11 protein-coding genes are annotated in these 12,379 nt (G+C 65.5%); 8 read left to right on the top strand and 3 right to left on the bottom strand.

Going from position 1 to position 12,379, the window contains the following annotated elements:
• Nucleotides 1-10: 10 nt before the first annotated feature.
• Nucleotides 11-826 carry an SDR family NAD(P)-dependent oxidoreductase gene (locus MKP08_RS13670; protein WP_241554302.1) on the top strand — a complete coding sequence of 272 codons (816 nt, stop codon included), beginning with the start codon at nucleotides 11-13 and terminating at the stop codon, nucleotides 824-826.
• A gap of 2 nt (nucleotides 827-828) precedes the next feature.
• Nucleotides 829-1,740: an alpha/beta fold hydrolase gene (locus MKP08_RS13675; RefSeq protein WP_241554303.1), complete on the top strand. Its 912-nt coding sequence runs from the start codon at nucleotides 829-831 to the stop codon at nucleotides 1,738-1,740.
• A gap of 169 nt (nucleotides 1,741-1,909) precedes the next feature.
• Here the strand turns inward: MKP08_RS13675 and MKP08_RS13680 are convergent, their stop codons facing one another.
• Nucleotides 1,910-2,980: a DUF2332 domain-containing protein gene (locus MKP08_RS13680; protein WP_241554304.1), complete on the bottom strand. Its 1,071-nt coding sequence runs from the start codon at nucleotides 2,978-2,980 to the stop codon at nucleotides 1,910-1,912.
• 43 nt (nucleotides 2,981-3,023) lie between these two features.
• Here MKP08_RS13680 and hisG point away from each other — a divergent pair, with 43 nt between their 5' ends.
• Genes hisG through thiL form a run of 4 tightly spaced genes read left to right on the top strand, consistent with a single transcriptional unit; the run spans nucleotide 3,024 to nucleotide 6,317 of the window.
• Nucleotides 3,024-3,680 carry an ATP phosphoribosyltransferase gene (hisG, locus tag MKP08_RS13685; RefSeq protein ID WP_241554305.1) on the top strand — a complete coding sequence of 219 codons (657 nt, stop codon included), beginning with the start codon at nucleotides 3,024-3,026 and terminating at the stop codon, nucleotides 3,678-3,680.
• Nucleotides 3,680-4,969, top strand: coding sequence for a histidinol dehydrogenase (gene hisD, locus MKP08_RS13690; RefSeq protein ID WP_241554306.1), 1,290 nt, complete (start codon nucleotides 3,680-3,682; stop codon nucleotides 4,967-4,969). Before hisG ends, hisD begins: the two co-directional genes overlap by 1 nt.
• Nucleotides 4,966-5,424: a transcription antitermination factor NusB gene (nusB, locus tag MKP08_RS13695; RefSeq protein ID WP_215227615.1), complete on the top strand. Its 459-nt coding sequence runs from the start codon at nucleotides 4,966-4,968 to the stop codon at nucleotides 5,422-5,424. The genes hisD and nusB overlap by 4 nt, the downstream gene beginning before the upstream one ends.
• Nucleotides 5,421-6,317 (top strand): thiamine-phosphate kinase, encoded by an 897-nt coding sequence (thiL, locus tag MKP08_RS13700; protein ID WP_241555615.1) that lies wholly within the window; start codon nucleotides 5,421-5,423, stop codon nucleotides 6,315-6,317. Before nusB ends, thiL begins: the two co-directional genes overlap by 4 nt.
• On the opposite strand, the gene MKP08_RS13705 is transcribed toward thiL, so the two are convergent.
• Both MKP08_RS13705 and MKP08_RS13710 read right to left on the bottom strand, forming a co-directional pair.
• Complete coding sequence (locus MKP08_RS13705) at nucleotides 6,314-7,291, bottom strand: fatty acid desaturase (protein WP_241554307.1); 978 nt, start codon at nucleotides 7,289-7,291, stop codon at nucleotides 6,314-6,316. The genes thiL and MKP08_RS13705 overlap by 4 nt on opposite strands.
• Nucleotides 7,288-7,482 carry a hypothetical protein gene (locus tag MKP08_RS13710; RefSeq protein WP_241554308.1) on the bottom strand — a complete coding sequence of 65 codons (195 nt, stop codon included), beginning with the start codon at nucleotides 7,480-7,482 and terminating at the stop codon, nucleotides 7,288-7,290. The genes MKP08_RS13705 and MKP08_RS13710 overlap by 4 nt, the downstream gene beginning before the upstream one ends.
• A gap of 214 nt (nucleotides 7,483-7,696) precedes the next feature.
• Between MKP08_RS13710 and MKP08_RS13715 the strand changes: the two genes are divergently transcribed.
• Complete coding sequence (locus tag MKP08_RS13715) at nucleotides 7,697-9,886, top strand: sodium-translocating pyrophosphatase (RefSeq protein WP_241554309.1); 2,190 nt, start codon at nucleotides 7,697-7,699, stop codon at nucleotides 9,884-9,886.
• A 230-nt stretch (nucleotides 9,887-10,116) separates the two neighbouring features.
• On the top strand, nucleotides 10,117-12,249 hold the full coding sequence (locus MKP08_RS13720; RefSeq protein ID WP_241554310.1) for a S9 family peptidase: 2,133 nt from the start codon (nucleotides 10,117-10,119) through the stop codon (nucleotides 12,247-12,249).
• Nucleotides 12,250-12,379: the final 130 nt, after the last annotated feature.

Consider the following 12,379-nt stretch of genomic DNA (forward strand, 5'->3'; position numbering starts at 1 on the left):
GGAGGGAGCGATGGAATTCGACGGAAAGACCGCTTGGATCACTGGCGCGTCGAGCGGGATCGGCGCTGCACTGGCGCGCGATCTGTCGGGGCGAGGCGCGAGGATGGTGCTGTCCGGGCGGGACGAGGCGCGCCTGAGTGAGGTCGCGGACGATTGCGCGACCGACACGCTGATCCTGCCTTTCGATGTGCGCGACGACGCTGCGATGGCCGACGCGACCGCCCGGGCGCTTGATTGGCAGGGCGGGATCGACCTCGCCTTCGCCAATGCCGGGGTGTCCCAGCGCAGCATCGCGCTGGAAACCGACATGCAGATCTATCGCGACATCATCGCCGTCGATCTGACGCAGCAGATCGCCTTCGCACAGGGGCTGGTCCGTCCGATGGTCGAGCGCGGGAGCGGCGCGCTGGTCTTCATTTCCTCGGTCGCGGGCAAGGTCGGGGTGCCGATGCGCACCGGCTATTGCGCGGCAAAGGCCGGGCTGATCGGCTATGCCGACGCGCTGCGGGCGGAACTGACCGGGTCCGGGGTGGAGGTACATGTCGTCGTGCCCGGCTCCATTGCTACCGATGTTTCGCGCAACGCGCTCACCGCCGACGGTTCGGCACGGGGGCGCAGCGACAGCGCGATCGAGAAGGGGATTCCGGCACACGAGGCGGCAAAAGCGATGCTGGACGCGATCGCGCTCGGCCAGCGCGAGATCGTGGTTGCGCGCGGCATGGAGGAGGCGATGGGCGAGATGCGCCGCACGCCCGACCAGCTGCTGGACCAGGTCGCGCGGATGGTGGAAGAAGGTTACATCGACAAGATGCGGGCGGAGGACTGACCATGGAATTGCAGCGCGTAAAGCTGGCGAGCGGGATCGAACTGGACTGCGTCGATACCGGGCCGCCAGAGAGCGGGGGCGACGCGCCGGTGCTGATCTTCCTCCATGGTTTTCCCGAAAGTCACCGCACCTGGCGCCACCAGATCGCCCATTTCTCCGACCGCTATCGCTGCATCGCGCCCGACCAGCGCGGCTATCGCGGCAGCGCGAAGCCGCAGGAGGTCGATGCCTACACCCCCGACAAGCTGATCGGCGATATCTTCCAGCTCGCCGACGCTTTGGGCGTGGGCGAATTCACGATCGTCGGGCACGACTGGGGCGGCGCGATCGCCTGGGGCATCGCGCTCGGCGGGCAGACGAACGGCCGCGTCACCCGCGCGGTGATCGCCAACGCGCCCCACCCGGGCGTCTTCCAGAAGCTGCTCTACACCAACGAGCATCAGCGCAAGTCGAGCCAGTATATCCGCGGTTTCCGCGACACCGCCAACGACGAGCTGGTGCGCGAGCACGGCCTCGCCGGCATCCTTGCCAAGGAGGTGAAATGGGAACGCCCGAGCGCGATGGAGCCGGAGGAGCGCGATGCGCTTGTGTCCGACTGGCAGGACCGCGACGCCGCCTTCGGCATGCTCAACTGGTATCGCGCGAGCCCCGTCGTGGTCCCGCCGATGGATGCGCCCTTCGAGCTGCCCGAGGGCTGGAGCCCGCCGCCCCTGCCGAACCTGACCATCCCGACGCTGGTGGTGTGGGGGATGGACGACCTGGCCCTGCCGCCGGAGAACCTCGGCGGACTGGACGCGGTGGTGGACGACCTGACTATCGCAGAAATCGCGGGTTCGGGCCACTTCGTTCCGTGGGAAGCGCCGGAAAAGGTGTGCGCCGCGATGGATGCGTTTCTGGAGCGGACGGACCTCTAGCCTCCAATCCTCCCGTGGAGCTTTGCGTAAACTAACTCCGCTCGCCCTGAGCTTGTCGAAGGGTCGTCCTTCACTTTGAGCGCGGCACTCGAAGAAAAGTACGGTGCTTCGACAAGCTCAGCACGAGCGGAGTAGAGCAATCAATGTCATACGAGCCGCAAGCGGCGGCTCACCCCACCCCCAGCCATTCCACCCATTCGCCATGGGGATGCGCGTGGCCCAGCAGCACCGGCTCCTCTCCGCCAGGCCAGTAGCGCGCGTGGAGTTCGTGGCGGAAGGTCTCGCGATTGGTCTCCAGCGTCAGCCAGGCCAGCGCGCGGGTTTCGCTCGCCGCCGCGCCCGCTTCGGCCATCGCGTTCTCTATCGCCTCCTGCTGGAAATCGGGCAGATATTGCCACACGATCGAATGGAACAGCACCCGCGTGGTGCCCTCCTCCTGCGGCTGCGCGAGCGCGCTGCGGACGAATTCCATCGCGTCCATCCGCACCACCTCCGGCGGGCTTTCCTGCGCCAGCCGCGCGGCGGCATCGACGCGTTGCATCCGCCCGCGCGCTTCGGGCCAGACATAGCTTTTGAGCCGCAGCGCCTCGACCGGATCGGCGAGGTCGATCGGCGCCGTGTCGCAGCCGCGGATCGATGCGATCTGGATGTTCGTCTCGGGCGGCGGGTCGCCCCGCCATTCGGGTGTCAGCTGCACCGGGCTGTCGGGCGGCCCGCGCAGCACCCCGCCCAGGTCGAAGCGGAAGCGATGCATCATCGTGTTGATACCCGCGCTCGCCCCGATCTCCAGCAGTTCGAAGCGTGGCGGCACCCGCTGGCCCAGCCATAGCAGCCCGGCGAGCAGGCTGGCCGAGCGCCCCGCCTCGTTGGTCTGCGGGGGCCCGTCGAGCCAGGCGAGCAGCTGGTGGTCGTATTTCTCGACCAGCGCCACGACGATGTCGTCGACCTGCCCCTGGTCGGTGGTCAGCCCGGCATAGACCGGCTCCAGCCGCTTGTCCTCGCCCGTCAGCAGCAGGTGATGCAAGCCGCCATGGATCCGCAGCGGCATGGCGTCGCGCAGTGTCAGCCCGTGCCAGTTCGCCAAGCGCAGGCCCACGGTCGTGTCACCGTCCACCACCGGCAACAGGCCGCGGATCACGCGCGCGGTATTGGGCATACCCGCCTCCTCGGCATGGCGCGCCTGCCACTCGATCGCCTCGCGCACCGATGCGATCTCCATCACCGCCTGCTTTTCGGCCATACACATTGCCCTTTCGCCGCCCGCATCCTAAGTCGCGCGCGCAATGACAGGCCAGCTCACCTTCGCCGTGCCCAAGGGGCGCATCCTCGACGAGGCGCTGCCGGTGATGGCGCGCGCGGGCGTGGTGCCGGAAGAGGGCTTTCACGACAAGGCCAACCGGGCGCTCGCCTTCGCCACCACGCGCGACGACATGCGGCTGATCCGCGTTCGCGCCTTCGACGTCGCGACCTTCGTCGCCCATGGCGCGGCGCAGGTCGGCATCGTCGGCTCCGACGTGATCGAGGAGTTCGATTATTCGGACCTCTACGCGCCGGTCGATCTCGATATCGGGCACTGCCACCTCGCAGTCGCCGAACCTGTCGGGGCCGAGGGCGCGACGAACGGCGCCAGCCACCTGCGCGTGGCGACCAAATATCCGCAGATCACCCGCCGCCATTTCGAACGGCAGGGCATCCAGGCCGAATGCGTGAAGCTGAACGGCGCGATGGAGCTGGCGCCCTCGCTGGGCCTCGCCGGGCGGATCGTCGATCTCGTGTCCACCGGGCGTACGCTGAAGGAAAACGGGCTGGTCGAGCGCGAGCGCATCCTCGACATTTCCGCCCGCCTGATCGTCAACCGCGCGGCGCTGAAGACCGACCCGCGTGTCGCCGCGCTGGTCGAGGCGTTCCGCGCCGATGCCGAGAAGCGGAAGGCGGCCTGATGCAGCGGCTCGACAGCGGGGATGCCGATTTCGAGGCGCGGTTCGACCGGCTGGTGAACGCCCGGCGCGAAAGCGCGGAGCATGTCGGGCGCGACGTTTCCGACATCATCGCCCGCGTCCGGGCGAAGGGCGACGATGCGCTGGCCGAATATACGCTGCGGTTCGACAAGCATCGACTGGCGGACGACGCGGACTGGCGGATCGCGCCAGAGGCGTGCCGCGAGGCCTATGAGATGCTCGACCCCGAGCTGCGCGAGGCGCTTGATCTCGCGGCGACCCGCATCCGCGCCTATCACGCGGAGCAACTGCCGCAGGACCGCGACTATACCGACGAGGCCGGGGTGCGGCTGGGCGCGAAGTGGCGTGCGGTCGACGCGGCTGGGCTCTATGTTCCCGGCGGACGGGCGGCCTATCCCAGCTCCCTGCTGATGAACGCCCTGCCCGCCAAGGTCGCGGGGGTGGAGCGGCTGGTGGTAGTCACCCCGACTCCCAATGGCGAGACCAATCCGCTGGTGCTTGCCGCCGCGCATATCGCGGGTGTGGACGAGATCTGGCGCGTCGGCGGGGCGCAGGCGGTGGCCGCCCTCGCCCATGGTACCGAGCGTATCGCGCCGGTCGACGTGATAACCGGCCCCGGCAATGCCTGGGTGGCGGAGGCGAAGCGCCAGCTGTTCGGCGTGGTCGGGATCGACATGGTCGCGGGGCCGAGCGAGATCCTGGTTATCGCCGATGCGAAGAACGATCCCGACTGGATCGCCGCCGACCTGCTGAGCCAGGCCGAGCACGATCCGACCGCGCAGAGCATCCTCATCACCGACGACGCCGCCTTCGCGGAGCAAGTCGAGGACCGCGTCGACGTGCAATGCGCCATGCTCGCCAGCGGCAAAACCGCGCGCGCGAGCTGGGACGCGCACGGCGCACTGGTCGTGGTGGAGCATCTCGACCACGCGATCCCCCTCGCCAATCGGCTGGCAGCCGAGCATGTCGAGTTGGCGGTGGACGATCCCGAGCGTTTCATGGCCGGCATCCGCCACGCGGGCAGCATTTTCCTGGGCCGTATGGTGCCCGAGGCGATCGGCGACTATATCGCCGGGCCCAACCACGTCCTTCCCACCGGGCGCCGCGCGCGCTTCGCCTCCGGCCTCTCGGTCCTCGACTTCATGAAGCGGACCAGCTTCATCTCGGCAGACCGCGCCGGGCTCGACGCCATCGGCCCCGCGGCGATCGCGCTGGCCCGGGCCGAGGGCCTGCCCGCCCACGCCGCCTCCATCGAAAAGCGTATGCAATGACCGACACCGCCGCCCCCCGTTCCAAGGCCCGCTCCGCCGCCCGCCTCGCCGCCGTGCAGGCGCTCTACCAGATCGACATGGAGCGCACCGCGGTGGCGCGCGTGCTCGACGAATTCCACCAGCACCGCCTCGGCCGCGAGATCGAAGACATCCAGTTCGCCGATGCCGAGGTCGATTTCTTCGACGATATCGTCCGCGGCGTCGACGCGCGGCGCGAGGAGATCGACCTGCGGCTGAGCGAGCGGTTGGCCGAAGGCTGGACGCTGAAGCGGCTGGACAAGTCGATGCTGCAGGTGCTGCGCTGCGGTGCCTACGAACTGATCGCCCGCGCCGACGTGCCCAAGGCTACCGCAATCAGCGAATATGTCGACGTCGCCAAGGCGTTCTTCGACGATCGCGAGGCGAAGTTCGTCAACGGCATCCTCGACGCGGTGGCGAAGGACGCGCGAGGCTGAGCGACGAGCGCGCCTTCATCGAGGCGCTGCGCCGGATCGCCGGCACGCCTGCCGCGCGCGGTCTGGCCGACGATTGCGCGGTGTTCGACATGGGCGAGCGCGCGCTGGTCCTGACCCACGACATGATGGTGGAGGGAGTGCACTGGCTCCCCGGCCAGGCGATGCACGATGTTGCGTGGAAGCTGGTCGCGGTGAACCTGTCCGACCTCGCGGCGAAGGGCGCGACCCCGCTCGGCATCCTGGTCGGCCATACGCTGGGCGAGGACGATGCGGGTTTCCTCGCCGGGCTGGAGGAGGCGAGCGACACCCTGGGCGCGCCCCTGTGGGGCGGCGACACGGTGAGCCACCACGGCGGCGCGCGCACACTGGGGCTCACCGCCATCGGCCAGACGGAGCATCGGCCCGTACCCTCGCGCGGCGGGGCGAAGCCGGGCGACGCGGTGTGCATCACCGGCCCGGTCGGCGGCGCAATGATCGGTTTCGAGAGCTTGCGCGACGAAGGCGACACGCCCGACAACCGCCGCGTCACGCAACCCTATCGTCGCCCTACCCCGCTGCTGTCCGAAGGGCGCGCGCTGGCCCCGCTCGCGAGCGCCATCATGGACGTATCGGACGGCTTGCTGCTCGACGCCAGCCGGATGGCGGAGGCAAGCGGCGTGACATTGGCATTGGACCGCGCGGCAATACCGATCGCCGCGCCGGAGGATCGCCGCGACGAGGCGCTGCGCTGGGGCGACGACTACCAGTTGCTATTCACCGTCTCGCCTGAGGTGGAGTTGCCCATCCCCGCCCACCGCATCGGCGTGGTGCACGAACGCGGCGAACACGCGGTGCTGCTGGACGGCGAACCGGTATCGGGCGCGCCCGGCTACGAGCACCGCCGCGCGCACTAGAGTGCCGAACAGTCCACGCCGCGCTTCTCCAGCACCGGTTTCAGCGCGAAATAGGCGGGCTTGGTCCGGTGGTGCGGGATCTTCGGATAGAGGTGGTGAATCATGTGCACTTCCATCCCCATCGCAAGGAAATTGCCGATCGGGCTCTTCATGATCCGGGCATTGCCATAGCGCGACTGGTCCTTGCGCGGGTGATGCGGGGCCCAGCTGAGCGACAGGCGGATGAACCAAAGCCCGACATGGCGCGGGATCCACCACACCATCGCCGCCTCCAGCGCGTAGCCCGACCACGCCATGGTGAAGAGCGTGCCGAGATAGACCAGCTGAAAGATCGCGCCTTCTCGTAGGGCTTTTCGCGAGGCGGGCGTGTCCATCGCCTGCAAGGTCCGGCGATAGGCGGCCAACGACCCCGCCCCGCGCGGTTGCCGCCCCAGCCAGCTGCGCCAGGCGGCGTGCCAGAAATTGTTGCCCCAATCCTCGTAATCGGGATCGTGTTCCGGGTGATTGGTGAAGCGGTGGTGGCGGATATGCGTCAGCTTGCCGACCGAATAGGGCAGCAGGATCGGAATGCACGAGATCGTGCCGGTAAAATCGTTGAGCCAGCGATACTTGCCGCCCTCTCTTACCATGTTGTCGTGATAGGCCTCGTGCCCGGTCACGAAGCCGCCCGCGGCGATGAAGCTGGCGATGGCGCAGGCGACGAACAGGTTGAGATGGCCCGACATGGTGAGCGGAAACAGGCTGATCCACACGACCAGCGCGACGACCGCCCAGGCGGGGTAGAACCACAGCGGCCCGTTCTCGAACCCGCGCGCGATCTCCAGCTCTTCCTTGCGCAGATCCGCGCGGGTGTAGCTGTCCAGCGTATCGTCCGCCGCCAGCGAAATGGCGGGGGCATCGCCCGCCGCCAGGTCGCGCGGATCGAGATCGTCGGTATCGAGATCGAAATCGCGCACGGTCGCATCATCGGTCACAGCCAGCGCCCCCTGATCTGCGCGTAGAGCCCCCACGCCCCGCCGACGATCAGCCCGAACACGATCCGTTCCAGCCCGAAGGGCGCATCCCAGCCGGCGACCGCCATTACTTGCGCGACAAGCGGCGCGACGAAGCCGAAGCCGAAGATCAGCGGCATGATCGCGAACAGACGGGTCAGGGCGGCTTGCATAACGATTTGTTTACCAAGATGCCGCGGCACCGGCAAGGCGGTGAACCTGCCCCTGTTCTTCGCAGCTACGGTATTCGGCAGGACACGGGACTCCGCCACGGTCCACACAGGCTTGCGCGCAAGACGGCTCCGATATAGCCATGTCGTTGCACGGGTCGTTCGCAATAGAGCCGCCCGATGCCATAAAAACGAATAATAATAAGGGGAGAGGAACGTGGATCTGGTCTTGATCGCGATTGTGCTGGGACTTCTGGCCATTCTTTATGGCTTCGTCACCAGTGGGCAGGTGCTTGGCGCGGGCGCCGGCAACGAGCGAATGCAGGAAATCGCCGGTGCCATCCAGGAAGGCGCGCAGGCCTATCTCAACCGGCAATACACCACCATCGCCATCGTCGGCGTGGTCGTGGCGGTGCTGATCTTCGTTTTCCTCGACATGCCGCGCGGCGGCGCGCCGATCTCCGCCATCGGCTTCCTCATCGGCTCGATCCTGTCGGGCATCGCAGGCTATATCGGGATGAACATCTCGGTCCGGTCCAACGTACGCACCGCCGCGGCGGCACAAAGCGGGTTGCAGCAAGGTCTGACCCTCGCCTTCCGCGCCGGGGCCATCACCGGGATGCTGGTGGCGGGCCTCGCCCTGCTGGCGATCGCGGTCTTCTTCTGGATCCTCGTCGGAGCGATGGGGCTGGAGGCGAACAGCCGCGAGGTCGTGGACGCCCTCGTCGCCCTCGCCTTCGGCGCGTCGCTGATCTCCATCTTCGCGCGGCTTGGCGGCGGTATCTTCACCAAGGCGGCCGATGTCGGCGCGGACCTCGTCGGCAAGGTCGAGGCGGGTATCCCCGAGGACGATCCGCGCAATCCTGCCGTGATCGCGGACAATGTGGGCGACAATGTCGGCGATTGCGCGGGCATGGCCGCCGACCTGTTCGAAACCTACGTCGTTACCGTGGGCGCGACCATGGTGCTGACCGCCCTGCTGCTGACCGGCCTCGGCGACCTGCTGCTACCGATGATGAGCCTGCCGCTGCTGATCGGCGGCGCGTGCATCGTCACCAGCATCATCGGCACCTATTTCGTCCGCTTGGGATCGAAACAGTCGATCATGGGCGCGATGTACAATGGCTTCCTCGTCACCGCGATCCTCTCCATCCCGGCGATATGGTTCGTGATGACGCTGGCGCTGGGCGACCTGTCGGCGACGATCGGCGGGGCGATGCTGGCCGAGGCGGTCGCGGTGCCGGTGGCGGGCGGGGTGGCCGTCGCGACGCAAACCACCACGGTCGGCGGCTTCACCGGCTGGGACCTGTTCGGCTGCGCGATGCTGGGCCTGGCCATCACCGGCCTCATCATCTGGATCACAGAGTACTACACCGGCACCGAATACCGCCCGGTCCGCTCGATCGCCAAGGCGTCGGAAACCGGCCACGGCACAAACGTTATCCAGGGGCTGGCCATCAGCCTCGAATCCACCGCACTGCCGACGCTCGTCATCGTGGCGGGCATCATCATCGCCTACGGCCTCGCGGGGCTGATCGGGATCGCCTACGCGGCGACCGCGATGCTGGCGCTGGCGGGGATGGTGGTGGCGCTCGACGCCTACGGGCCCGTCACCGACAATGCGGGCGGCATCGCCGAGATGGCGGGCCTGGACGACAGCGTGCGCGAGAAGACCGACGCGCTGGATGCGGTGGGCAACACGACCAAGGCGGTGACGAAGGGCTACGCGATCGGATCGGCGGGTCTCGCCGCGCTGGTTCTGTTCGCCGCCTACACCACCGACCTGACCGAGTTCTTCCCCGGGCTGGCGGTGGATTTCAGCCTGAAGAACCCGTTCGTGATCGTCGGCCTGCTGCTGGGCGCGCTGCTGCCCTATCTGTTCGGCGCGATGGGCATGACCGCAGTCGGCCGCGCGGCGGGCGACGTGGTGAAGGATGTGCGCGACCAATTCGCCGCCGATCCCGGCATCATGGCAGGCACCAGCCGGCCGAACTACGCGCGCACCGTGGACCTGGTGACGAAGGCCGCGATCAAGGAGATGATCGTCCCCTCACTGCTACCCGTCCTCGCGCCGATCGTGGTCTATTTCGTGATCGCCGCCATCGCGGGCCAGGCCAACGGCTTCGCGGCGCTGGGCGCGCTGCTCTTGGGCGTGATCGTCGGCGGGCTGTTCGTCGCCCTCTCCATGACCGCCGGGGGCGGTGCGTGGGACAATGCCAAGAAATACATCGAGGACGGCAATCACGGCGGCAAGGGCTCCGAAGCGCACAAGGCCGCGGTGACGGGCGACACGGTCGGCGATCCGTACAAGGATACCGCAGGCCCGGCGGTGAACCCGATGATCAAGATCACCAATATCGTCGCGCTGCTGCTGCTGGCCGCGCTGGCCGGCAGCGGTGTCGGCTGACAGCGGCAGATCGCGCGAAAGCCCCCGTCCGGAGCGATCAGGGCGGGGTTTTGCACTCGCATATAGTAGTTTCGCAAGAGGGAGTCTGGCGGGTTTTTACTTGCGGTAGGTTCTTACATCCTTAGGCTGCGATTATGAACCATCCGTGGGGAGCGCGCTTCGTTCTAAGGGGTCCGAGGCGTGAATGGCCGCCTTGGATTCACTGGTCGCAATCAGACGGGACATTTACCATGCTCAAAAGCAAAAATCTTTTCAGGAGCGTCAGTGCGCTCGCCTTCGGCATCGCCGGTGTCGGCCTACTTCCCTTCGTTACGCCAACGCTTTCGGCTCAAGAGGAAGCCACAGGGGACGAGATTGTCGTTACGGCCGATACCATCGTGCCTCTATCGGTAATAGGCGCCATTCCTAACACCCAACAGGTGAGTCTCTCGCCGAACGGGGATCGCCTTGCCCTGACCATGAACCGGGACGGAGAGGAAGTTTATGCGGTATTGGACCTTTCCGACAAAGATCCACAGCCGAAGATCTTCGCGTCTGCGGGCGAATTTCGGAATGCCGGCGATCGTACCGTCGGTTCCTATCGATGGATAGGCAACGACCACATCGTGTTCCAATTGGTAAGCCGCGAGAATATTTTCGGACAGCGTGGTGATATCGGCCGACTGGTCGGCTACAACGTTGATACAGGCAAGGCTCAGCCTCTGGTCTGGCGCGACAGCGGTGGCAACGCGAGCCGCATTCTCTACGTCGATAATGACAAAGGAGAGTTCCTGCTTGAGCGCACGAACCTGGGCTACCAGAGCGGTGCGGACCAGCGTCGTCCGGAAGTTGTGCGTGTCGACGTAGAGACGGGCAAGTTCGAGCGGGTACAAAGGCCCAACCTGATCGTGAATCAGTGGTTTGCCGACGGAAAGGGTGTCGTGCGAATGGGGTCATCCTACGATGGCGATACCGGTGAAGCCCGAACTCTCTATCGCTCTGACGATAGCGGCAATTTTCGAACGGTGCAGAGTGTGGTGGACGAAAGCTTTACCGGCGAAGGGATTACGCCGGAGGTTTTCCTAGAAGAGCCCGATATGGCTATCGTCACCAGCAACAAGGATGGCTTTAAGAAGGTCTACAAGGCCAATCTCTCTACAATGCAACTTGGCGATGAACTATTCGCAGTCGACGGCTATGATGTCGGGGGTGCGATATCCAACAAAAAAGATAATGGGATCGTAGGTTACTATTATCAAGATGATCGTAGCAGGATCGAATTCACCGATCCCTTTCTCAAGACCGTAAAGCAAGAGGTGCTCGATCCTACGTTCGGCAAGGGCAACGCTCAGATTATCTCAACCAGCGAAGATAGCAAGAAGATGGTACTTCGCGTGGCTGATACCAATCAACTCGGCGGCTATTATTTTTATGATACGACCAATGGTTCGTTCAAGACCATCGGCTGGACCAACAACCGGCTAAAGAACGCTGAGCTCAATCCGGTTAGGGCCATGCGGTACACAGCGTCAGATGGGGCGGAAATTGAAGCGATCGTTACCATGCCCCGTCACCGAAGGGGCGAAAAAAATCTTCCTGTCATGATGATCACGCATGGCGGTCCGTTCGGGCCGCGTGACAGCGCGGATTATGATGGTTTCGGCTGGAACCAGGCAATGGCCGAACAAGGCTACGTGGTCGTCCAACCTAACTATCGCGGTTCGGGCGGATACGGCGCGGAATGGATCAAAATGGGTAGAAACGACGGTTTCGGGCTACGCATGCAGGATGATCTCAACGACGCTATCGATGCGTTGGCCCAGAACGGTATCATTGATCCGAACCGAGCCTGCATGATGGGCTGGTCCTATGGCGGTTACGCCGCGGCGCGCGCGGCGCAACGCGATCCCGACCGTTGGAAGTGTACGATTGCCGGGGCAGGCGTTTATGATCTCGGGCTGATGAAGCGGTATGACACGGGCTATCTCGGAAAGTTTGGCTCCAACTATCTCGCAAAAGGAGCGGTCGATCTGGATACGGTGAGCCCTGCCGAGAACGCCGACGGTCGCTGGGCTCCGATCGCCATCGTCCAGGGAATGCGTGACGAGCGTGTTCCACCGGAACAGGCCCATGCGTTGGTTGGCGCGCTCAAGAGCGCCGGGAAAGTTGCAGGTAAGGATTTTGTCTATCTGGAGCAGCCCATGAACACCCATCACCTGCCATACACGAAGAACCGGGTCGAATGGCTCGGAACCGCCACGGCTTGGGCTGCGAAGTGGAATCCGGCCTATATACCAAGCGACGCTGACTATGCTGACCGGCCCAAAAAGCTGGATCCGGCGGCTCAGGAAATGGCGAAACGCCTGTCAATTTCGGGCATCTAGCCAAGTCCCACGAGATAACGCGCAAATTCCCCGTCCGGAGCAATTCGGGCGGGGTTTTTCGCGTCCGGCGCGCACCGCGCGGTCAGGCATTTTTCACCGCTTGTCAAAGCTTGCCCGCTAGGGCGGCGTG

Source organism: Erythrobacter sp. LQ02-29 (genome assembly GCF_022576075.2).
In the GTDB taxonomy this organism is placed as follows: domain Bacteria; phylum Pseudomonadota; class Alphaproteobacteria; order Sphingomonadales; family Sphingomonadaceae; genus Alteriqipengyuania.

What these genes read in the sequence shown, in the direction of transcription:
- MKP08_RS13670 (WP_241554302.1), top strand. Translation starts at nt 11, where the DNA reads ATGGAATTCGACGGAAAGACCGCTTGGATCACTGGCGCGTCGAGCGGG.
- MKP08_RS13710 (WP_241554308.1), bottom strand. Translation starts at nt 7,482, where the DNA reads ATGCAAGCCGCCCTGACCCGTCTGTTCGCGATCATGCCGCTGATCTTC.
- hisG (WP_241554305.1), top strand. Translation starts at nt 3,024, where the DNA reads ATGACAGGCCAGCTCACCTTCGCCGTGCCCAAGGGGCGCATCCTCGAC.
- MKP08_RS13675 (WP_241554303.1), top strand. Translation starts at nt 829, where the DNA reads ATGGAATTGCAGCGCGTAAAGCTGGCGAGCGGGATCGAACTGGACTGC.
- MKP08_RS13720 (WP_241554310.1), top strand. Translation starts at nt 10,117, where the DNA reads ATGCTCAAAAGCAAAAATCTTTTCAGGAGCGTCAGTGCGCTCGCCTTC.
- hisD (WP_241554306.1), top strand. Translation starts at nt 3,680, where the DNA reads ATGCAGCGGCTCGACAGCGGGGATGCCGATTTCGAGGCGCGGTTCGAC.
- MKP08_RS13680 (WP_241554304.1), bottom strand. Translation starts at nt 2,980, where the DNA reads ATGGCCGAAAAGCAGGCGGTGATGGAGATCGCATCGGTGCGCGAGGCG.
- nusB (WP_215227615.1), top strand. Translation starts at nt 4,966, where the DNA reads ATGACCGACACCGCCGCCCCCCGTTCCAAGGCCCGCTCCGCCGCCCGC.